General features: G+C 40.5%; 19 protein-coding genes. 13 read left to right on the top strand and 6 right to left on the bottom strand.

All coding sequences use genetic code 11. From position 1 onward, the window contains the following. Positions 1 to 420: 420 nt before the first annotated feature. Entirely contained in the window at positions 421 to 1,749 is a 1,329-nt protein-coding gene (locus tag K4H25_RS14255; RefSeq protein WP_221021094.1) for an APC family permease, read from the top strand. A gap of 65 nt (positions 1,750 to 1,814) precedes the next feature. After that, on the top strand, positions 1,815 to 2,900 hold the full coding sequence (locus tag K4H25_RS14250) for a calcium:cation antiporter (protein ID WP_221021093.1): 1,086 nt from the start codon (positions 1,815 to 1,817) through the stop codon (positions 2,898 to 2,900). A 129-nt stretch (positions 2,901 to 3,029) separates the two neighbouring features. On the opposite strand, the gene K4H25_RS14245 is transcribed toward K4H25_RS14250, so the two are convergent. From K4H25_RS14245 to K4H25_RS14220, 6 genes are all read right to left on the bottom strand, one after another. Beyond that, positions 3,030 to 4,250, bottom strand: a complete 1,221-nt coding sequence (locus K4H25_RS14245) for an EAL and HDOD domain-containing protein (protein ID WP_221021092.1) — start codon at positions 4,248 to 4,250, stop codon at positions 3,030 to 3,032. Between the two features lie 68 nt (positions 4,251 to 4,318). Next, a complete protein-coding gene (locus K4H25_RS14240) occupies positions 4,319 to 6,223 on the bottom strand; it encodes a chemotaxis protein CheA (RefSeq protein ID WP_221021091.1) in 1,905 nt (634 codons plus the stop codon). A gap of 29 nt (positions 6,224 to 6,252) precedes the next feature. Further along, on the bottom strand, positions 6,253 to 7,011 hold the full coding sequence (gene cheZ, locus K4H25_RS14235; RefSeq protein ID WP_221021090.1) for a protein phosphatase CheZ: 759 nt from the start codon (positions 7,009 to 7,011) through the stop codon (positions 6,253 to 6,255). Between the two features lie 38 nt (positions 7,012 to 7,049). Beyond that, entirely contained in the window at positions 7,050 to 7,439 is a 390-nt protein-coding gene (cheY, locus tag K4H25_RS14230; protein ID WP_173532170.1) for a chemotaxis response regulator CheY, read from the bottom strand. 68 nt (positions 7,440 to 7,507) lie between these two features. Beyond that, on the bottom strand, positions 7,508 to 8,455 hold the full coding sequence (locus K4H25_RS14225) for a chemotaxis protein (protein WP_173532169.1): 948 nt from the start codon (positions 8,453 to 8,455) through the stop codon (positions 7,508 to 7,510). Between the two features lie 28 nt (positions 8,456 to 8,483). Further along, the gene (locus K4H25_RS14220) at positions 8,484 to 9,434 is read right to left on the bottom strand and encodes a chemotaxis protein (protein WP_221021089.1); all 951 of its coding nucleotides are present in this window, start codon (positions 9,432 to 9,434) and stop codon (positions 8,484 to 8,486) included. 197 nt (positions 9,435 to 9,631) lie between these two features. On the opposite strand from K4H25_RS14220, the gene K4H25_RS14215 reads away from it, so the two are divergent. The 11 genes from K4H25_RS14215 to K4H25_RS14165 all read left to right on the top strand — a co-directional run bounded on the left by K4H25_RS14215 (position 9,632) and on the right by K4H25_RS14165 (position 22,984). Beyond that, the gene (locus K4H25_RS14215; RefSeq protein WP_221021088.1) at positions 9,632 to 10,807 is read left to right on the top strand and encodes a sensor histidine kinase; all 1,176 of its coding nucleotides are present in this window, start codon (positions 9,632 to 9,634) and stop codon (positions 10,805 to 10,807) included. Positions 10,808 to 10,903: 96 nt separating this feature from the next. Continuing rightward, a complete protein-coding gene (locus tag K4H25_RS14210) occupies positions 10,904 to 11,209 on the top strand; it encodes an STAS domain-containing protein (RefSeq protein WP_173532166.1) in 306 nt (101 codons plus the stop codon). 5 nt (positions 11,210 to 11,214) lie between these two features. Continuing rightward, entirely contained in the window at positions 11,215 to 12,942 is a 1,728-nt protein-coding gene (locus K4H25_RS14205) for an ATP-binding SpoIIE family protein phosphatase (RefSeq protein ID WP_221021087.1), read from the top strand. A gap of 115 nt (positions 12,943 to 13,057) precedes the next feature. Then, positions 13,058 to 14,227 (top strand): methyl-accepting chemotaxis protein, encoded by a 1,170-nt coding sequence (locus K4H25_RS14200; protein WP_221021086.1) that lies wholly within the window; start codon positions 13,058 to 13,060, stop codon positions 14,225 to 14,227. A 36-nt stretch (positions 14,228 to 14,263) separates the two neighbouring features. Next, entirely contained in the window at positions 14,264 to 14,629 is a 366-nt protein-coding gene (locus K4H25_RS14195; protein ID WP_221021085.1) for a response regulator, read from the top strand. A 24-nt stretch (positions 14,630 to 14,653) separates the two neighbouring features. After that, positions 14,654 to 16,792 (top strand): chemotaxis protein CheW, encoded by a 2,139-nt coding sequence (locus K4H25_RS14190; RefSeq protein ID WP_221021084.1) that lies wholly within the window; start codon positions 14,654 to 14,656, stop codon positions 16,790 to 16,792. Between the two features lie 6 nt (positions 16,793 to 16,798). Further along, positions 16,799 to 17,269: a chemotaxis protein CheW gene (locus tag K4H25_RS14185; RefSeq protein WP_255587716.1), complete on the top strand. Its 471-nt coding sequence runs from the start codon at positions 16,799 to 16,801 to the stop codon at positions 17,267 to 17,269. 10 nt (positions 17,270 to 17,279) lie between these two features. Continuing rightward, on the top strand, positions 17,280 to 20,054 hold the full coding sequence (locus K4H25_RS17145) for a methyl-accepting chemotaxis protein (protein ID WP_374706348.1): 2,775 nt from the start codon (positions 17,280 to 17,282) through the stop codon (positions 20,052 to 20,054). A gap of 210 nt (positions 20,055 to 20,264) precedes the next feature. Beyond that, complete coding sequence (locus tag K4H25_RS14175; RefSeq protein ID WP_255587714.1) at positions 20,265 to 21,161, top strand: CheR family methyltransferase; 897 nt, start codon at positions 20,265 to 20,267, stop codon at positions 21,159 to 21,161. Beyond that, a complete protein-coding gene (gene cheD, locus K4H25_RS14170) occupies positions 21,161 to 21,775 on the top strand; it encodes a chemoreceptor glutamine deamidase CheD (protein ID WP_221021083.1) in 615 nt (204 codons plus the stop codon). Before K4H25_RS14175 ends, cheD begins: the two co-directional genes overlap by 1 nt. 126 nt (positions 21,776 to 21,901) lie before the next feature. Beyond that, on the top strand, positions 21,902 to 22,984 hold the full coding sequence (locus K4H25_RS14165) for a protein-glutamate methylesterase/protein-glutamine glutaminase (RefSeq protein ID WP_221021082.1): 1,083 nt from the start codon (positions 21,902 to 21,904) through the stop codon (positions 22,982 to 22,984). The last annotated feature ends 11 nt before the right edge of the window (positions 22,985 to 22,995 follow it).

Raw genomic sequence — 22,995 nt, 5'->3', positions numbered from 1 at the left:
ATTGCTTATTTTTTCATCTCACACTAAAAGCACATCATTAATTGAATATTTCTTTACTATTTGTAATAACCATCAAGTAAAAACCAATGTCACACTCGAATTGGAACGCTACTCTATCCTACCATCCAGAATATTCTTGAAACATTAATCCGTAATAAATCCACTCGCAATCTTCTTTATTAATGGCACCATTTTCTGAATAAAAGGCAGGTCCATGGAATAGGGGGGGTATAGTCCGAAAATAGTTGTCGACAAAACTGATTTAAAATTTAGTGTTTTTTTACTGTTATTAAATTTGTATCAGTGTAATACTATGTTGGTAAAAAGAAAGAAAAAAGCATGTGAATTGTTAAGTTGTGTACAACACATGAATTTTGACTAGACTAGACTCATGACGATCAAATTTTATGAGGTAGATCCATGTCTGTTGATCCAACGTTAAATATGGTTAAAAATTCAGTAGCTAATAATAAAATTGGTTTTATTAGCATTTTTTTATTAGGTATTAATGGAATTATAGGTTCAGGTATTTTTTTACTGCCTAACCAAGTATATGCAAAAATAGGTGCTGCTAGCATTGCTATTGTATTAATTGCATCTTTACTAGTGCTTGTCATCGCATTATGTTATGCCGAATTAGCTAGTAAATTTAGCGAAAATGGTGCTGCATGGATTTATAGTTATAGAGCATTTGGTCGTTTTATTGGTTTTGAGGTTGGATTTTATGCTTGGATTTTGGGGATTATAATACTATCCTCTGAAATCGCTGGGTTTCTAACTGCATTAGCGGGTTTTTTTCCTTCTCTTAAAAATAATTATTTATATAATTTGTCGGCACTGTTAATTTGTATTTTCCTTGTTGTTGTAAATTATTTCGGAGTTAGCCTAGCTAAGTTTTTGAATAATTTGTCCTCTGTTTCAAAATTAATGGTTATATTTTTATTTGTTGTTGTTGGTATTTTTTATTTTGATTTTAGTAATTTTCAGCCATTCATATTGCCTGAAGTTGTATCTAATGATTCTTTTTATTCTTCAGTTGGTGCTGCACTTGGTGTTATATTTTATGCATTTACAGGGTTTTCATTTTTACCTATTGCTGCTGCACGAATGGAAAATCCACAGAAGAATATTCCTTTGGCTTTAATTTCTGTAATTATGACCTGTAGTGTTATTTATTTTCTATTGGTAGTTGTTTCTATTAGTGTTTTAGGAACAGATTTGTCTGTTTCGTCTTTGCCTGTTGCGGATGCATTTTCAAAAATGGTTGGAGATTGGGGTTATAACTTAATTGTTATTGGTATGCTGATTTCTATAGGTGGTGTTATTTTAGCTTTTTCATTTAGTGTTCCATTAATTGCATCGTCACTTGCATTACAACATCAGTTACTACCTGAGTTTATAGGTAGGAAAAATAAATATAATCGACCAGTGAATGCATTAATAATAACTTTTGTTCTATGTTCGGTCTTACTTTTGAGTGGAGATTATTTGTTTTTAATTTCCTTGGCTGTTTTTGCATCTTTTGTTCAATATGTACCAACCGCATTAGCCGTCATTAAATTAAGGAGTGATAAAAGTTTACCGGTCGGTTTCGTTATTCCTGGAGGGCCTGGGGTGCCTATTTTGGCTATTTTGGCATCACTTTATTTGTTATCTAATTTTAATTTGAAGATTTTTATATTTGGATGTGCTGGATTAGTCGTGGGTGCTGTTGTTTATTTTTTTCAAAAAAAACGAGGTGTAGATTGAGTTGTTCGATTGTTGTTAATTTTTGAGGTTAGCATTTTTATTTTTAATGTTATAAGGTTGAGTAAATGATCAAATCGATAAGAAAATTACCATTTTGGACTGTCGCGACACCATTTATCGGGTGCTTCTTACTTTTTGGCCAATTGTTTGATTTTGGTGAATGGTATTTAATTTTATTATCGATTGGACTTTTGTTTGGGGTATTAGCTGCGGTTCATCATGCTGAGGTAGTTGCACATCGTGTCGGTGAGCCTTTTGGAACTTTAGTATTGGCTGCTGCAATTACAGCAATTGAAGTTGCATTAATTGTAACGCTAATGCTCACAGGTGGAGAAGCTGCATCTTCATTAGCACGGGATACTATTTTTGCTACAGTAATGATTATTCTTAATGGTATTGTTGGATTATGTCTATTGGTTGGAGGAAATCGCTTTGGAGAACAGCGGTTTGGAATGTTGGGTGTTAATGCTTCATTATCAACTTTAGCAGCCATTGTAGTATTAACTTTAATTTTACCAAATTATACAACTACTGTAGCAGGACCAATTTATAGTTCAAACCAATTAGCATTCGTGGCATTAGTTTCTTTAGTTTTATATGGGACTTTTCTTTTTGTGCAAACGGTTCGCCATCGAGATTATTTTTTACCTCAACAAGGTGTGAGTGATGAAGACATTCATGCAATACCACCAACAACTAAAGTTGCGATCTTGAGCGCTGTTTTATTAATAATTGGCTTAATTGCCGTTGTTTTATTAGCAAAATCTATTTCTCCCGTGATTGAGGCTGGTGTCGCTAGTATCGGTGCGCCAGCAGCACTAGTGGGGGTCATTATCGCAGCAATTGTGTTGATGCCTGAAGGTTTGGCGGCATTACGTGCAGCAAAATCTAACCGATTACAAACTAGTTTAAATTTAGCATTGGGTTCTGCATTGGCGAGTATTGGCTTATCGATACCAGCAGTTGCAATTGTATCTGTTTTAAATGGTTGGCCTTTAATGCTTGGTATTGATGCTAAATCAACAGTACTGTTAGTGTTGACATTGATTGTTTCAACTTTATCATTAGGTAATGGCAGAACTACCGTTTTGCAGGGATTAGTTCATTTAATGATTTTTGCGGTTTATCTTTTTATGACTATTTTCCCATGAGGCCAATGGGTTATAGTTGTCAGGTTTTAAAATTTATATTCTAAATAAATTTTTCTTAATAGAAAATGCTCGCTTAACTATTATGCTAAGCGAGCATTATTTTTTAAATTTCATTAGATGATATGAAAATTAAACTCCAAGTTCCTCTACCCAATTTAGAGCTTGTACATGAGATCGGTTAAGCATTTCTGGTGTTATTTGTAATTGCTCACATAGTCTTGGTACTTCTGCCATTTCGGGATCTTCACAGGCCTCAGCAAGTTCAAGAAATGGACCATAGATGCCTGTATGTTCCATTAATGCATCAGTTACAGTTTCAGGTAAAATTAATGTTTCTAAAATTTTATCCATTGGCATATCTAGTAATACATCAAGCAAAGAAAACATACCGACGATAAATAAATTATCTTTATCCTGTCCATCAAGTAGGTGTGAACCTAATAGTTCGACTAATCGACCGCGCGTAACTGCAGTTTTTAATAAAGCAGGAGGTGTACCAGTGTCCGCGCCGGCTGTAACAAGTAATAGCGTAAGCCAGCGATATAGTTTTTGATATCCTAATATAGTTACGGCATGGCGAAATGATTGAATTTCACAAGAAAGTCCAAAGCCAGCTGAGTTGATGTAACGAAGAAGTTTGAATGAAAGTGCTACGTCTTTTTTAAGTGCGTTTTCGATATCTCTAATTTCTGCATTGTTACGTAACATATTTAGAAGTTGCAAAATATTTGCGTAACCTGGATTAATTACTTTTGCAGATAAAGTTTCTGGATGTGCAAAATAATAACCTTGAAAACAATCCATTCCTATATCAAAACACTTTGTGAATTCGTCTTTGGTTTCAACTTTTTCAGCAACTTGAAGCAATGGGAAACGGCGTAATTCCTTCGATAAAATAGGAACTTGTGTCATTCCTAATTGCTGAATATCTAATTTAATATAATTAGAAAATTCAATCATCGAAGCTGTTTGAGGTGTCAGCACAAAGTCATCAAGCGCTATGCCAAATCCCTGTGCACGTAAATCACGCAAACGATTTAATAAATCTTCAGTGGGTTGTGTGGTTTCAACAATTTCTAAAATTACGCGCTGAGGCTGTAATAACTCTAAAAAATTACTTTCAAGCATTGATTCTGCGACGTTAATAAATGCTAATTTATTACCAACTAGCCAATCTGTACCCATATTGGATATTGTATTTACCAATACGTTTGTGCCTGCATGCATGTCACTTGAAAACTCAGCAGAAACAGCCTCTTGATTTAAGCGAAATAATAATTCATAGCCAATAATTTGTTGCTGACGATTCAATATAGGTTGACGTCCAATAAATGCATGTTCTTGCGTCATATTCTGGTAACAGGCTAAATGCCATGCTCCTAGTTCGTTGGAATAGTTTTATGACAATTTTTATTAAATTAAACAAATTGCTCGATAAAACGAGAGGTTTTTATTGCTGAAGTTTCTGCTGTATCAGATGCCAGTAGATCTTCCATATCAAGGACTAGCACGATTGAACCATCCCCTGATAAGGTTGCTCCTGCAACGCCTTTAGGACGGATATTTTGTAGTGGTTTAATGACGACATCATCTCTGCCAATGAAACTGTCTACAGCTAGAATAAATGAATGCTCCGCAGATTGCATTAATACGCCAAATTGCGGTAGTTGAACCTCTTCCCAGCCAATTAAGTTGGCTAGAGAGCGTACTGATAAAATTTCGTCACGAACGACGATTGTTGCTCTTCCTGATACTTCTTGTACATGTTCTTGACGAATGGTAATGATTTCTCTAACCATTGCGAGTGGAACAGCAAAAGGCTGATCGCACACTTTGACAACGAGTACCGGTAAGATCGCAAGGGTCAATGGCAGAGAAATAGTGAAGCGAGATCCCTCACCCACTGCAGATTGAATATCAACGCGCCCATTTAGCTTTTGAATATTCGTTTTTACGACGTCCATTCCAACGCCGCGACCAGAGACACTTGAAATTTGATCTTTAGTTGAAAAGCCAGGAAGAAAAATAAGTTGTAAGCTTTGCTTGTCATCAAGGCTATTTGCCGTTTCGATGTCAATTAAACCTTTTTCTATGGCTTTACGACGAATTACATCTGGGCGCATGCCTCGCCCGTCATCAATAATTTCAATTCGAATATGATCGCCCACTTGAGTCGCTGTTAGTTCAACAACGGCTTTGGCGGGTTTACCGCTAGCAATACGCTCTTCAGTCGTTTCAACACCATGATCGACTGCATTGCGTACTAAATGCACTAATGGATCATTAAGATCTTCAAGCATCGTTTTGTCGAGCTCAGTCTCTTCGCCTGAGATAACGAGTTCAACATCTTTCCCCATTTGACGCGCTAAGTCACGGGCAAGTCGTGGATACTTTTGGAATAAACGACCGATTGGCTGCATCCGTGTTTTCATTACGGCATTTTGTAAATCACCAACGAGTAAGTCGAGCTGACCAATGGCTTCATCAAGCGCTTTGAGCGTAATGCTATCCATTTTTCCAGACATAATGTCTGCACGCAGAGTAGTTAGCCTATTTTTTGTGAGGCCTATTTCACCCGATAAATTTAAAACTTGATCCAAGCGAACGGTATCGATTCGGATGGTAGTTTCTTGTGTGGCAAGTTGTTGTGAATTGGCCTGAGGTCGAGCATTGCTTGTCGCCGCCGCAGGTTTTAAGCTTTGCATTGGCTCTAATATTGCAGCGCTTGGGGCCAAGACTTCGTTATGTTCTACGCTGTTGACTTCAATATCGCTTGATAATGGCTCACTAGTCACTTGAGTTGCTACCTCTTTTTCATCCAGTAAGACATCGTACAAATTTTTCCAGTCATGCTCTGGTTTGCTTTCCGTGGAGACTAAAACTGAAGGTGTTACTGCTGGACTTTCTAACACAGTTGAAGCATTGCTACTTTTGCCTTCGAGCACATCGTCTAAAGCTTTCAGTAGCGCAGGATCTGCAGGTGCAGGTTGACGGCCTTGGGACATCTCGCCAAACATTTCACGAACTACACCCGTTGCGGCTAAAATTTCGTCCATAATTTCTGGATTTAGCGTGAGTTCGGCATTACGGAGTTTATCAAAAAGATTTTCTGTTCTGTGGCAAAGACTCACCATGGAGTCGACATTTAAAAAGCCAGCCCCGCCTTTAATTGTATGGAAACCGCGAAAAATATCATTGAGTAACGCTTTATCATCTGGGCGTTTTTCTAGCTCAACTAACTTATTATCGACTTCAGATAGCAACTCTGAAGACTCAGTTAAGAAGTCCTGTAATAGGTCTTCCATTCCGCCGAAAACACTCATGATATACCCCTTATGCGCGGTAATAAGACTTAGAAACCGAGACTTTCCAAGAGGTCATCAACCTGTTCTTGGTTAGTAACAATATCGGTTCTTCCTTCTGTTGTGATAACAGGGCCATTTAATAGGCTATTTTCATCTGCTTTATTTGTTCCTTGCGGACTAAACATCAGCAGAAAATCAAGTAAATGACTTTCCATATCTTTTGCCATAGTCAAAACACGTTTAATTACTTGGCCAGTTAAATCTTGGAAGTCTTGTGCCATCATGATTTCAAGCATCTGTGTGCTAACTTCGTCTGATTGTTGTGCTGTCTTTGACAAGTGTGTTCTAGTGTTTTCAACCAATGATTTAAATTCATCAATGCTCAGTTCTTTATTGAAAAATCGATCCCATTGTTGAGACAGTTTTTTTGAACTTTCGGTGATGTCATCTTGTAGTGGCTTGGCAATGTCTAGCGCATTGAGAGTACGTTCTGCTGCTTGTTCAGTCATTGTCGCGACATAAGACAGTCGGTCTCTAGCATCAGGAATTGATGCTGCAGCGGATTCTAACGACTTATCTAAGCCAAGTTCACGCAAGGTGTCATGGAGTTTGCGTGTAATTTGACCAATGTGTGAAAACATTGATTTGGCAGGCTCCGCCATCAATGACTGTGGGTCTTCTTGGCTGCTGGCGGAGTCTACCGAGGCGACTGGCGAGGAAACTTCTACTTGGCTTGATACCAAAATACTATCAAAAAGCGCCTCAAGGTCTGGGGAGTCCCCATTATTTAGTGCATTATCGCTCACAGTGCCTCCTACTGATTGTTATCATGTATTGTGAAAAATTATTTTGCCATGTTGACAAAAATTTTCTTCAGCTTTTCATCCAGTGTGGCTGCTGTAAAAGGTTTCACAACATAACCGCTTGCTCCAGCAGTGGCTGCCTCGATAATATTTTCTTTTTTGGCTTCTGCTGTCACCATCAATACTGGTAGATGTTTGAGTTGGGCATCGGCTCGAATCGCTCTTAATAATTCAATGCCGGTCATATTGGGCATGTTCCAATCGGTTACGACGAACTCAAATTGGCCATTTTTTAATTTATGTAATGCCACTTGCCCATCTTCTGCTTCATCCACATTGGTAAATCCAAGCTCCTTTAGAAGATTTCGGACGATGCGACGCATGGTAGAAAAATCATCTACCACGAGAAAACGCATGTTCTGATCTGCCATAACTTAACTCCAGCTGCGTTATCGCAATTGATATACGCATATAATTATTTTGTTACGAAGACGTTGACTTAGCCTTGGCTACTCAACATCGGGGAAAGAGTATCGGCTAAAATGAGCGCATCAAATTTAGCAACATAAGCATCGACACCTACGCTTGCACCCATTGCACGATTTGCATTAGATGAAAGAGAAGAGTGCATTACCACTGGAATACCTTTAAAACGATGATCTGATTTTATATATTTAGTCAGAACATACCCATCCATTTCAGGCATTTCAGCATCTACTAATATTAATTTTAATTTGTCTCGCAAGTTTTCGCTATCATGAGTTGCTCGATTAGCTAAATTCTGTAGTTTATCCCACGCTTCTTTACCATTATTGGCTTGATGATACTTAATACCAATTTTATCAAGCACACCAATAATTTCTTTTCGCGCAACCATTGAGTCATCAACAAAAAACATAAATGTATCTGGATTGATTTGTGTTGGCGGTAGCTCAGGAATTAATGGTTCGCCAATCACGGTAGCTAAAATTTGTTCAACATCGAGAATGGAAACCAGCTTGCCATCAGGTAATTCGGTAATTGCTGTTATCAACGCTTGGTTTCCGGCTAGCATTGTTTCTGGAGCACGTACTTTATCCCAGTCAACTCGAATAATACGATCAACATCATGAACCAAAAATGCTTGAGTATGCTTTGAAAACTCAGTCACAATCATCGTGCTTGAAGTATCACCTACAGGTTCTTCATGCGTTGCAATAAATCGAGCCAATGAAATGACTGGGATAATGTTGCCGCGCAAAGAAAGAACACCTTCGACACCATGCGGCATATTTGGCGTTTTTGTGATTTTGGGTGTTTGCGAAACTTCACGAACCTTAAATACGTTAATTCCGAAAATTTCTCGTGTACCTAAGGAAAAAAGCAAAATTTCCATTTTGTTCGATCCCGCAAGCTTTGTGCGAGCATCGACGGTATCAAGTAAGTTAGTTTGTTGTGGTTTGCTCATAAGTCACCTCAGCCTGGTGTTTTTGCGATTATTCGCGACGCAAAAAATTTGTGATACTTTCTGATAGTTTATGGGGCTCAAATTTCGCGACATAACCATCAACCCCAACAGATTGCCCTAGCTTTTGATTAGAAAGACCTGATAGCGATGAGTGCATCAAAACTGGGATGCCTGCAAAACGAGGATCACTTTTAATTTGCTTGGTGAGCATGTAGCCGTCCATTTCTGGCATTTCAACGTCGGTTAATACCAAGTGCAATAAATCTTTAACCATTTTTCCTTGCACTTCTGCAGACTTGGCTAGCTTAAGTAAATCTTCCCATGCACGTTTACCATTTATTGCGTGCATATGATGTACATTCATTGCATCTAAGGTTTGTTCGATTTGGCTACGAGCAACCAAGGAGTCATCAGCAAAAAACACAGTTTTATGACTGACGCTTGAATCACAAACCACTGCTGCAGTATCAATGATGTTGCTTTTTTGGGTAGTCTCAGCAAGCACTTTTTCAACATCGAGCATCATTACTAGCTTTCCGCTCTCTAATTCCGTTACCGCTGTGACTAGTCCCCCCATCTGCATGGTGAGCATATCAGGAGGAACTCGCATGACAGACCAATCTAAGCGTAAGATTGTATCGACAGCTTCCACTAAAAAGCCTTGTGTATGTCCATTGTATTCTGAGACAACCATAATCTCAGGTTTGCTTTCTGTCGCGATACCTGCGTATTTTGCTAAGTCAATAACAGGAACCAATACTCCACGTAAGCTAACCATGCCTTCTACTGAAGATGGCATATCAGGTGCCTGAGTAATTTCTGGCGTCCTCATTACTTCTCTAACTTTAAATACATTAATGCCAAAAGTTTCTCTTCGGCCTGATCTTTGATCTAGGCCCAAAGTGAAAAGTAATATTTCTAATTTATTGGTCCCTGCCAATTTCGTACGGGCGTCGATATTTTTTAGAAGGTCTGACACGACTTTACTCCCAGAGGCTGCGGGTGATTGAATATAGCATTATCGGCCTAGAGCTCTAAATATAAAGCCTTAAAACCAATTTATTTTAAAAAATCTTATTTTTCAAGCTGCTTACGCAAATTGTTTTTTTTGCGGTCAAATTAGTAATCTAAAATCTTTATAATGCATAACTATGCTGACGACAAGAGTGTTACTTAATGAGTTTAAACCAAGAAGTCATTGATCCTAAAAATTTAGAGCAGGCTTTTGCTTTATTTACAGCAGCATCAGAACAGCTATCAATCGCGTATGCGGAATTACAAGATCAGGTTACCACTCTTACTGAGCAGCTAGAGGTAGCAAACGGTAATTTACGACGCGAGTTTGAAGAGAAGTCAGCATTGTCGCGACGTCTTAGTTTGCTGTTAGATCGATTACCAGCTGGGGTTTTAGAATTAGATCAATGTGGTTATGTATTGACACAAAATGCAGCAGCAAAAAAGTTATTAGGGCGTACTGATCACCGATTTAATTGGTTAAAGGTCTTGGCTGAGCAAATGCAAGCGACTGATGAGCCTGGCGTTTTGGAGTACCAAAGTGGAGATAGCGCACGTCACCTTCTTTTGGAGGAGGTTGATGTACCCGAAGAAGGGGTTCGACTGGTTTTATTGCATGATGTGACTACTGCTACAGAAATGCGTCGTGCATTAAGTCGACATCAGCGTTTGGTTGAAATGGGAGAGATGGCAGCTGGCTTAGCGCATCAACTGCGCACACCACTGGCAACAGCACTTCTTTATAGTGGGCACTTAGTTCGGGCGGAGCTAAGTAGTGAAGATCGCGTTCGATTTGCCCAAAAATCATTAGAGCGCCTCCGGCATTTAGAGGTCTTGATTCAAAATATGCTGCGTTTTGTACGTGGGCAGCAGCAATTTACTGAGCGTTTAGAGGTGGGTGGGGTATTACTTGATGCAATTCAGCACGTGCAGCCTCAATTTGACGCTAAAAATGTGGCGCTGTTGTTGATCGGCTCGAACAGGCCAGTTTGGGCAAAAGTAAATGCCAGAGAGTTTTCTGGTGCTATCGCTAATTTACTTGAAAATGCACTCCAAGCGTCAGCATCAGGGCAGGAAGTGCTCTGTAGTCTATCTGTGGATACATCTACTCTAGAAATTGAAATTAAAGATTATGGTTGCGGTATGTCTGAAGCGACTTGCGTTAGACTGTTTGAACCCTTTTTTACCACACGCAAAGATGGTACTGGTCTAGGTCTAGCAATTGTGAGAAATTTAGTATCTTCCTATGGCGGCGGGATTAGTGTTGAATCTAAGTTAGATTTTGGTAGTTCTTTTAAGATTCGCTTGCCACTAACGACAGCTACAACTAAGGTGTGAAAGTGGTTGAGAATTTATATTGGCACTTGTATCTGCCTGATAAATTCTCGGCTTTACTGTGAATATATTTACTACAAGTTATAAGGTTAATTACGTATGACACCTACCGTGCAGATTGAGGGTAACGTTGGCCGCGTCATTTTATCGGGGCAGTTTGATTTCAGTGCGCATAGAGAATTTCGGCAGGTTTGCGAGTCTTTGATTGCAAATGCAGAAATAAAAGAGGTGCTCGTTGATTTTCAAAATGTCAATTATTTAGATAGTTCTGCACTTGGCATGCTGTTACTTTTAAAAGAGAAAATATCGGCTGCCAGCAAAAGTCTAGCTCTGGTCAATTGCCGTGATACTGTTAAGCAGGTTCTTGAAATTGCATGCTTTGGTAAAATTTTCACCATTAGGTAATTTGCATGAAAATCTTGGTTGTAGATGATACTGAAGCAATTTTACTGCTCATTTCGCGCTTTGTAGAAGCCTTGGGTCATAAGGCGATATTGGCTAGAAATGGGGTGGATGCGATTGAGCAGTGTCGTTTGGAGCAGCCAGATTTAGTATTAATGGATGTCATGATGCCGATCATGACTGGCCCTGAAGCTGCGATCATTATTAAAGCAGAATCGGGAGAGCGCTGGGTTCCTATTGTTTTTGTTACAGGGATCGGCGAGGAAAATGCGCTTGCTGATGCAATTGAGCGAGGTGCGGACGACTATATTAATAAGCCAGTTAATTTTCGAGTTTTAGAAGCCAAGTTAAAAGCTTTTGGACGGACTTTAGAGCTCAATAGAAAGGTCAGAGAGCAGTCCGAGCGGCTTGCTGACTACTATGAGAATGCTGAGGAAGAAAAACGCGTTGTGCGGCATTTGATGGAGCAGTTAGTCAATTCGGAACGACTATCAGATCCTCAATTGCAGTATTTGCTATCACCAGCTGAGAGTTTGTCAGGAGACTTGATCGCGTCTGCTCGTACCCCAGGGCAAGCCTTGCATGTCATGCTTGCTGATGGCATTGGTCATGGCTTAACTGCCGCATTGAATGTACTGCCACTCACGCAGCCCTTTTATAGCATGACTGAAAAAGGTTATGCGATCAGCGATATTTTATTAGAAATGAACGATAAAGTTCGACAGGTTTTACCTGTTGGGCGTTTTGTTTGCGTTACTTTGATCTCTATTGATGAAACCACCGGATGTATCGAGATCTGGAATGGCGGCATGCCTATGGTTTATCTAGTCAATGAACAAGGTGATGTGGTTTCTGAGTGCCGTTCTAAAAACTTACCGTTGGGCATTATTCCTTCCCATTCTATGGATTTTTCTCCGGAAAGATTTTACTCGAATGGTACTGGCTATGTTGTCGCGTGTTCGGATGGTTTGATTGAAGCTAGAAATCAACAAGGCGAAGAGTTTGGCACTGAGCGTTTACTACGGTTATTGAAAGAAAAATCGAATTTAAAACCGATTGAATATTTCCAAGAAACCTTCCTCAATTTCTTGCAGCAAGAAAAGCATCATGATGATGTTTCTTTAGTTTTAGCCAGCTTTGGCGCCAATCCAAATCGTGATTTAAAAGTTAATCATCATTCGTCAGAAGATATTAGCCAGTTATTAACGGCTGATTTTGCAACAGGAAATCAAAGCACTTGGCGTTACAATTTGGTATTAACTGCTGAAGAGTTACGCTATGTAAATACGATTCCTTTTATGATGACGTTTGTTAAAGAAATAAAGTCCTTGGCCAGCTCGCAATCAGATGTTTTTTTAATATTGACCGAACTGTTTGTTAATGCCGTTGATCATGGTCTACTTGGCATGGATTCTAAAATGAAAATGAATCCCGATGGTATGGAAAATTATTTAACAGAGCGGGTGCGTCGTTTAGCAGAGCTTAAAGAAGGTCGCATAGAAATTGATTTGATGGGGGTATTACTCAGAGGACATGAAATTTTACGCATTCGAGTGAAGGATAGTGGCGAAGGGTTCGATTGGTCTCGTTCTTTACAAAGCGGCGAGGTCATTGATGCTGTGCCTGAGTTTACTTTTGGCCGTGGAATTTCATTGGTTAAAGCACTTGCATTACGCGTTAATTATGTTGGTATTGGGAATGAAGTCGAGGTTTATTACGCTCCTCAAGAGATTTAACGTTATTTAAATTACACGTTAATTTCAAAATTCTGTCTTTTACATTTTGTTGTGTCTATAAATAATCAGATTGGTCTTGGTTTTTTTTCTTGATTCATTTGAGTTATGGATACGCATGTCACATCGTCAATTATTTTGGCCACTTCTTTTTGCCTGTGGATTTCCTCTCTGCCTGCTTTATTTTGAGCTAGATGTTCAGTGGTTTGCACTACTGATGGCCTTCATTTTTCCTTCAAGTTTGTACGCCTTATCACTGTTTTTAAGTCGAAAACTTGGGTTAAAGCCAAGTGCTGAAGTGCGTCACGATGCCCCTCAATGTGTTGATCAACAGCAAATTCATTTGGCAAGTCATGAACAACTGATTTTGGCCGAAGAAGAAATACAGCAGGTCATTGCAATCTATAGCGATGCAATACCTAATTTATTGGTCGGCTTTACTTCAATGGTTGAAAAGTCTCGATTACAGCGTGATATGGTTGCCCGGCTATTGCAGGCTGAGGCCGATAATAGTGGACTTAATTTTCAGAAATTCGTCTTAGAAACCTCCGAAATTCTCTCGCGATTTGTTGATAGCGTGGTGCATAACTCGAGTGCTGCAATGAGTTTGGTCGACCAGATGGAGCAAATTGGTACAGAAGTTAGCAGTGTTTTATCCGTGCTTGGTGAGATCGAAGGGATCGCAAAGCAAACCAATCTTCTGGCATTGAATGCCGCAATAGAGGCCGCTCGAGCAGGAGAATCTGGCCGAGGGTTTGCGGTGGTTGCAGATGAAGTACGAACCCTTTCGATGCGCACAAATCAATTTAGCTCGCAAATTAGAGACAATGTACAGCATATTCATGCATCTGTTTCTGGGGCCGAAAGCGCAATATTTAAGCTGGCCTCTCAAGATATGAATTTCTCATTAGAGTCCAAGCTTCAAGTCGAGCATACCTTGATCGAAATTCAAAATTTGAATCAAACCGTTGAAGACACCGTACAACGCCTTGGCCTTGTTGCACAACAAGTTGAGCAACAAATTGACCAAGCAGTCTGTTCTCTACAATTTCAAGACTTAACGCAACAGCTGCTGCTTCATGTGCAAAGCCGTGTGCATGAAGTACAGGACATTTTGCAAAAACTTTCTGCAATTGACAGTGATTTGTCTATATTAAATTCAGAATCTGATGGGAAAACTGAAATTATATCGGCAATTTACACTCAGGCTATGCAACTGAGTGCTGCGCTGCAACGTAACCCTGTCGCCCAACAAAATATGAATAGTGGTTCAGTGGATTTATTTTAATCGCTCTGCATTCTTTAAAAGTTAAGGGAAAACAAGATGGCTAAAAAAGTTTTGACTGTGGATGATTCAACGTCGATACGGCAAATGGTCGCCTTTACTTTAAAAAGTGCCGGCTATGAGGTGGTTGAAGCCGCTGATGGGAATGCTGGGGTTGCTCAAGCGAAAAATCAGCAGGTCGACCTCATTTTGACTGACCAAAATATGCCGGGTATGGATGGATTAACTTTAATCCGTACTGTTCGTGCATTACCTCAATATAAAACGACCCCCATTCTGATGTTAACCACTGAATCTAGCGATGCCATGAAGCAAAGTGGGCGTGCAGTTGGAGCGACGGGCTGGTTGGTCAAGCCGTTTGATCCACAAAAATTACTTGAAGTGGTCCGTAAAGTCATTGGTTAGTTCATTAGTATTCAGGAGTAAGCAATGACCATAGATATGAGCCAGTTTATAGCGGTTTTTTTTGATGAGGCTGCCGAGCATTTGGCGAGCCTTGAAGCATTATTGCTAAAGCTTGATGTAGAAAATCCAGATCCCGAAGCCTTAAATGCCATTTTTCGTGCGGCGCACTCCATTAAAGGTGGTGCCGCGACATTTGGCTTTAACGACTTAACCGAAGTCACTCATATCCTTGAAAATCTGTTAGACCGGATTCGCAAACAAGAAACTCAGCTACGCCCTGAAATGGTTGATGCCTTTCTGCGTGCCGGTGACGTATTGCAAGATATGCTCGCAGCCCATCGAGGACAGGGCGACGCCGATGAAATTGCCATTCAGCAGATAACGCAAGAATTAGCCAGTTTTTCCAATGAAGACCAGCAATCGATTGCCTTAGATGGCATGACTATTGAAATAGCCGCTGGTGAAATTTTTGACATCAATAATTTAATTACTGGCCTAGCTCGGTATGGCGAAGTTTCTAATGTTGAACATGGTGATAATGAGCGTCCTTGGCGTTTGAAGGTGGCAACAGAACAAGCCGCTGACAATATACTGGACTCCATTGCTTTTTTAATTTCACCGGAACGTATTTGCATACAAAACGGGAAAAATCAAATAACGAAAGAAATTGTAAAAGTTGCTGATGTAAAAAATAGCCAAGATGGTGCCTACGGTTTTTTTGAAGACACTGTCGTAAGTGAGCCTGCCGCAAATGAAGGCTATGGATTCTTTACTTCAGAAACAACGCCAGAACCCACGATTCTCTTGGAGGACGGAGAAGGATTTGGCTTTTTCACTGCCGTTGCGGCCATTGTGCCTGAGCCTACCCAAGTAGAAGCGCCGGTCATTACTGAGCCAGCAAATCGCCGTAGCAGTGATCGAACTGTAATTGATAAAGCGGCTGAAAAATCAATAGTCAGTGATAAATCAGATTCCTCAATACGCGTCAGTGTTGAAAAAGTAGATCAACTTTTAAATTTGGTCGGCGAATTGGTGATTACTCAATCCATGCTGGCACAAAATGCACTATTGCTAGATCCCGTTGTTCATGAAAAATTACTTTCCGGTGTCGCTCAACTCGAACGTAATACGCGGGAATTACAAGAATCCGTCATGTCGATTCGGATGATGCCGATTTCATTTGTATTTAATCGTTATCCACGTTTAGTTCGAGATTTAGCCAGTAAGCTCAATAAACAAGTTGAACTACGTATGATTGGCGAAAATACGGAATTAGATAAAGGTTTTATTGAGAAACTATCTGATCCAATGACGCATTTAGTTCGAAATAGTTTAGATCACGGTTTAGAAACCCCAGAAGTTCGTTTGGCTAAAGGGAAACCTGCGCAAGGTAATTTGACGCTGAAAGCATTTCATCAGGGCGGCAATATTGTTATTGAAGTCAGTGATGATGGCGCAGGCCTGAATCGAGAACGAATTCTATCTAAAGCCAGAGAGCGTGGATTTAATGTTAATGACAATATGCCTGATTCCGAAGTATGGATGCTCATTTTTGAAGCTGGATTTTCTACCGCAGAACAAGTCACTGATGTTTCTGGGCGTGGCGTGGGTATGGATGTGGTTAGAAAAAATATTCAATCTATGGGCGGACGAATTGAAATTCAATCGATGACAGGTATTGGCTCAACAATGAGTGTACGTTTGCCATTAACGTTAGCCATTTTAGATGGTATGTCGATTTCTGTTTCGTCTGAGCTGTATATTATTCCGCTGACTTTTATTGTTGAGTCTTTGCAACCAAGAATGGTTGATATCAAAAGTATGGCTGGTCGTGGAAGTGTCATTAATGTTCGTGGTGAGTATTTACCGCTAATTGCTTTATATGAAGTATTTAATCTGCCAACGGAAGTCAAGTCGTTCGAAGATGGTATTGCGATTATTTTAGAGGCGGAAGGGCAAAAAATAGCTCTCTTTGTTGATGATTTATTAGGCCAGCATCAGGTCGTGGTTAAAAATTTAGAAACAAATTATCGCCGGGTTGCCGGTGTGGCTGGTGCAACCATTATGGGTGATGGACATGTTGCATTTATTTTAGATATCGCTGTTTTAGTACAAATGGCCCAACAAATAACAACGCCATATTTAACGCAGATGGCTGCATAGGAGCAAATGATGTCAGAAAATGAGGTCAACCGCGAGCTATTAGTTTTTGCCTTAGGCAAAGAAGAATATGGTATTGATATATTAAAGGTCCAGGAAATTCGGGGCTACGATGCGGTAACTAGTATTGCAAATTCGCCAGTGTTTATTAAGGGCGTTATCAATCTTCGTGGAAATATTGTTCCGATTGTAGATTTAAGAATTAAGTTTGGACTTGGCAATGTAGTTTATGATCAATTTACCGTCGTTATTATTATTAATGTTTCACAAAGAACCATGGGTATTGTGGTTGATGGCGTTTCTGACGTTATGACATTAGCCAGTGATCAATTACGTAGCGCTCCTGAATTTGGTTCGGCATTAGATACAGCGTATATATTAGGTTTAGGTACTGTAGAAAATAGAATGATTATTTTGGTTGATATTGAAAAACTCATGACGAGTGCTGACATGGCGCTTGTTGAAGCTATTGCAGCATAAGGAGATTCCAATGAACAATTTGACTTTACGTAAATGCCTGGTATTGGGCTTATCTGTCATTGTTTTAGTTTTTATTGCTTTGGCATGCATTACCTATGGTGCAAGTGTTAAAACAATCGATCAGACTAATGTATTAAAAAATCAGTACCTACCTAATTTGATTCATGGTCAGGAATTAATGAATGAGGTTAATGGTGTTACCAGACACTTGCGAAATATGCAAATTATTGGTGCTGCAACCCCCGAAGACAAATTGAAAGCGGATGCTGAATGGGAGCAGGTATTAAAATCTAAGGCGATTATTAATAAAATATTTTCTGAATCAGAAGAAAGTGCAAAAATTAATAATGATCAAGACATGGTTAAATATTTAGATAAAATCAAAGAAAAACGAGCTAATTTTTTGGCCGCTCAAGTAAAGTTTAAATCGCTATTTGATACCGGCGATGCAGCCAGCGCTCGGATATTTGTGATGGGGGAGCTGAGAGAAACTTTTAATGTATATCGTGATGAAATATTGGAGTTTATAAATCTTCAGCAGAAAACGGTGTTGGATGACGCTTCTTCGCTCAACTCAACCTCTGAATCGACAAAATTATTAGTTTTGATTTCTGCGGCTTTGGGTGTGATTTTAGTGTTGGGTGTTGGGTTCTTTCTACTACGTAAAATTCAAAATCAACTTGGTGGCGACTTAGAATTTGTTCAACAGTTGGTGGATAAGATTGCGAGTGGTGATTTGAGTTCAGATGTTTTAGTCGCCAATCATGATACATCGAGTTTGATGGCTAAATTGCAACAGTTACAAGTCAAATTACGTGCGGCAGAAGTGGCTCGAATTGAAAATGCACGAATTAAAACGGCGTTGGATTCAGTATCGACTAGCGTGATGATTGCGGATGCTGATCGCAATATTATTTACTGTAATCGCGCCGTTGAGCGTTTATTGCAAAATGCCGAATCAGACATTAAAAAAGATTTGCCTCAATTTAGTGCACGCAACATCATTGGGGCCAATATCGATGGCTTCCATAAAAACCCAGCCCATCAGCGCGGCATGTTAGATCGCTTAAGCAATGAGCATCGCACCAGTATTGTTGTTGGCGGGCGAACTTTTGCTTTGATTGTGAATCCGGTGGTTAATGAGAAAAGTGGCCGTGAAGGTTATGTGGTCGAATGGCTAGATCGTACTGAAGCAATTGCTGCAGAATTGCGTGAACAACAACTCTCCAATGAAAGTGCGCGAATCTTAGGTGCGCTTGAGGGTACTTCGGCCAATGTGATGCTCGCCGATGTGAATCGGGTGATTGTGTATATGAATAAATCAGTGATTTCGATGTTGTCGGGGGTACAAAATGATTTGCGTAAAGTATTACCATCTTTTGATGTTTCTAAATTAATTGGCACCAATATCGATACATTCCATAAAAATCCAAGTCATCAATCGAGTTTATTGGCTAATTTAACGGGTACTTATGTTTCACAAATTACCGTTGCAGGAAAAACATTTAAATTAGTCGCTAGTCCAGTGTTTGCTAAAGATGGCGTTACTCGATTGGGCTCGGTTGTTGAATGGATCGATCGTACGCAAGAGGTGGCGGTTGAGCTTGAGGTGGGTAGCTTGGTTGACGCAGCGGTGAATGGTGATTTTACCCGTCGTGTTGATCCTGCTGGCAAAGAAGGCTTTATGCTGAAATTGGCCGAAGGGATGAATCAGTTGGTTGAATCCAATGAGGCGGGTTTAAGCGATGTAGCGCGCGTATTGGGGGCCTTAGCGCAGGGCGATTTAACGCAAAAAATTACTGCCGAATATCGCGGCTTATTGGGGCAATTGAAAGAGGATTGCAATACCACTAGTGAGCGTTTGGCTGAAATTGTGGCCAATATCAAAGAAGCAGCTTCCACCATTAATGTGGCATCGCAAGAAATTGCTGCAGGTAATAGCAATTTGTCGAGCCGGACTGAGCAACAGGCTGCAAGTCTGGAAGAAACGGCTTCGAGCATGGAAGAGCTTACCAGCACCGTGAAACAAAATGCCGAAAATGCCCGTCAAGCGAATCAGTTAGCCATCGGTGCTTCTGATATTGCCGTGAAGGGTGGCGATGTGGTTGGCCAAGTGGTCTCAACCATGGCCGATATTAATGATTCGGCGAAAAAGATCGTCGACATTATTTCGGTGATTGATGGCATTGCGTTCCAAACCAATATTTTGGCACTGAATGCTGCAGTTGAGGCAGCAAGAGCGGGTGAGCAAGGACGAGGCTTTGCGGTAGTTGCATCTGAGGTGCGTAATCTTGCGCAGCGCTCAGCGGGTGCAGCAAAAGAAATTAAAACTTTGATTGGCGACTCGGTACTCAAGGTAGAAGCGGGTTCTAAATTAGTGGATCAAGCTGGGCATACGATGCAGGATGTGGTTGGTGCGGTGCGCCGTGTGACCGATATCATGAGTGAAATCTCGGCGGCGTCTAGTGAGCAAAGTGCGGGGATTGAGCAGGTCAACCAAGCGATTACGCATATGGATGAAAATACCCAGCAAAATGCGGCCTTAGTAGAAGAGGCGGCAGCAGCGGCAGAAAGTCTTGAAGAGCAAGCAAGTAACTTAACCCAAACCGTGGCTATTTTTAAGTTGGGGGCTGAGCAAATGTCGCATCGTCCAGCTGCGGTTCGATCACCTAAAGTCGTTCATTCTGCGTCATCGGCATCCATTGCGAAACCAACTAGTAAGGCGCCACCACGTTCGGCACCGCCTCAGTTAGGAGGGGACGATGCAAATTGGGAAGAGTTTTAATTAAATAAAAATGACTGCGTAAGCCAAAGAGGGCGCACTTCTTTGGCTTGACGTCGATTTCAGAGGTTAACAATCAAGGGCTGATTGTCTCTGGTATTTAGTGTTCCCAGAGTGATGTACCGCAACGGTTCAGAATGATTCTTGCGGCTTTCTATTATTCATTTTGCCTAGAATATTTTGATGGTATTTACTTCTAGGCATTGATTCTCAATGGCTTTGATCATATACGTAGGTTTAATTATGGTTTCAAACTCGCCGCTTAGTGATCCCCATGAATTTAGTTATTCCACTGCAGACTTCAACAAAGTCGTACAGTTGATTTATCAGCGTGCTGGAATTCGACTCAATGATAGTAAGCAGCAGATGGTATATAGCCGTCTAGCTCGGCGCTTACGTGCGTTGAATATGACTTCATTTTCTCAGTATTTAACCCAATTAGAAAAAGATGCTGATTCAGAAGAATGGCAGCAATTTACCAATTCACTAACGACCAATTTAACGTCGTTTTTTCGAGAGTCTTATCATTTTGATATGCTGGCGCAGCAAATGAAAAAAAGCGCAGCCAAGCCATTTCGTATTTGGTGTTCTGCAGCTTCTACTGGAGAAGAGCCCTATTCTTTGGCGATGACAGCGATTGAGGCTTATCAAAGTAATCACCCCAACGTTGAGATTGTGGCTTCAGATTTAGATACGCAGGTTTTAGCCACAGGGGCAACTGGGATTTATACCTTAGATAAATTAGAAAAATTATCCATGGAGCGAAAGCGAGCCTTTTTCTTAAAAGGAAAAGGCAGTGATTCTGGCAAGGTAAGAGCCAAAAAAATATTGCGTGAATTACTCGAATTTCAGCAAATTAATTTATTAAATGACACCTGGCCCTTGCAGGGACGTTTTGATGCGATTTTTTGTCGGAATGTGATGATTTATTTTGATCGGCCAACACAAAAAGTCATTTTAGAGAAAATGGGGCATTTGTTAAAACCAGAAGGTCATCTTTATGTTGGTCATTCTGAAAATTTACAATTTTTATCTGATTATTATGCTTCTTGTGGAAAAACCACGTATCGCTTAACAGAGCATGCGATTTCACAATGGGGACACCGCTAATGTCCACTCACCTTTATGAAGAGGTTTTGGCGCCCACACTGTATTTTGATAAAAACTTTGATATTGAAGCGGCAAAAATATTACCGGGTGAATATTATGTTACTGGTCGTGATATGTTGCTGGTGACGGTGTTGGGTTCTTGTGTTGCCGCTTGTATTCGTGATCCAGTAACCGGGATTGGCGGTATGAATCATTTTATGCTGCCTGAGTCCGCAGAATCGATGGCGACTGTGAATGGTTTGTCCACTCGCTATGGCACATATGCCATGGAGATTTTAATTAATCAATTGCTTAAGCAAGGTGCCAAAAAAACGCGGCTAGAGGCCAAGGTATTTGGTGGTGGTAATGTGTTACGTGGCTTTACTGTTTCTAATGTGGGGCTAAAAAACTCGGAGTTTGTAAAAAGTTTTTTATCTTTAGAGCGAATTCCAATTGTGGCTGAGGATTTGTTGGATATATATCCACGCAAAGTTTATTTTTTTGCTCAAACAGGCCGCGTTTTAATTCGGAAATTAAAAGAAGTTCATAACAATACGATTGTAGAGCGAGAAAAAAGCTATGGCGCTCGTTTGACACATATTGATGATGGTGGTGATATTGAGTTGTTTACTTAAGCCTTAAAGAATTATTTTTCTTGCATCGTTATCTCGCATCCAAGTACTTTATGCGCTTGCTTGTTACTTGAGCGCATGACATAAAACTTGTACGAGTACTGAACTCAATGCGCTAGGGAGGCCGTAATGGGGCAAAAAATCAAAGTAATTGTCGTTGATGATTCTGCATTGATGCGCAGTCTACTGAAAGAAGTGATTGATACTGCTCCAGATATGGAATGTGTTGCAGCGGCTCCTGATCCACTGATTGCACGAGAAAAAATTAGGGAACTCAATCCAGATGTTATTACACTGGACGTAGAAATGCCGAAAATGGATGGTTTAGATTTTTTGGCTCGTTTAATGCGCTTAAAACCAACGCCGGTACTGATGATTTCTTCTTTGACTGAGAAGGGCTCAGAAGTGGCATTAAGGGCGCTTGAATTAGGTGCTGTGGATATTATCGCCAAGCCAAAATTAAATATTGCGCAAGGCATTCAAGATTACGCAGAAGAAATTAGAGAGAAAATTCGCATGGCGGCAAAGGCGAAAGTAAGTGCATTATCACAGCCGCATATGGCGGTGAATTACACTGCAGATGCGGTCTTATCCAAAACGGTAAGACCGCTGATGAAGTCAGAAAAATTAATTATTGTTGGCGCTTCAACCGGTGGAACAGAAGCATTAAAAGAGTTCCTCGTGCCGATGCCTCCTGATGCGCCGGGAATCTTGATTGCACAGCATATGCCTGAGATGTTTACCAAATCTTTTGCCAATCGTTTAGACACGCTGTGCCGAATTACGGTAAAAGAAGCGGAGCATGGCGAACGTATTTTGCCGGGGCATGCCTATATTGCGCCAGGGCACTCGCATCTTTTGCTGGGCATATCCGGTGCAAATTATGTCTGTGAGCTGTCTCAAGCGCCGCCGGTTAATCGACATCGACCTTCGGTAGATGTTTTATTTAGATCGGCCGCCAATGTGGCCGGCCGTAATTCAATCGGCGTTATTTTGACCGGCATGGGCAAAGACGGTGCGGTTGGCATGCTAGAAATGCGGGAAGCGGGCGCGCATAACTTTGCGCAAGATGAAGCCAGTTGCGTGGTCTTTGGTATGCCAAAAGAAGCCATTGCGGTGGGCGGAGTGAATGAAATTGTCAGTTTGAAAGATATGGCGCACAAAGTATTGTCATGGTTGGCGAGCAATGGTGGCAGGGCACTTAGGATTTAAAAAGGAAGGAC

Source organism: Deefgea piscis, from assembly GCF_019665785.1.
GTDB lineage: Bacteria > Pseudomonadota > Gammaproteobacteria > Burkholderiales > Chitinibacteraceae > Deefgea.
Note: the sequence above shows the minus strand (reverse complement) of the source record. Positions and strands in the feature narration are given on the sequence as shown.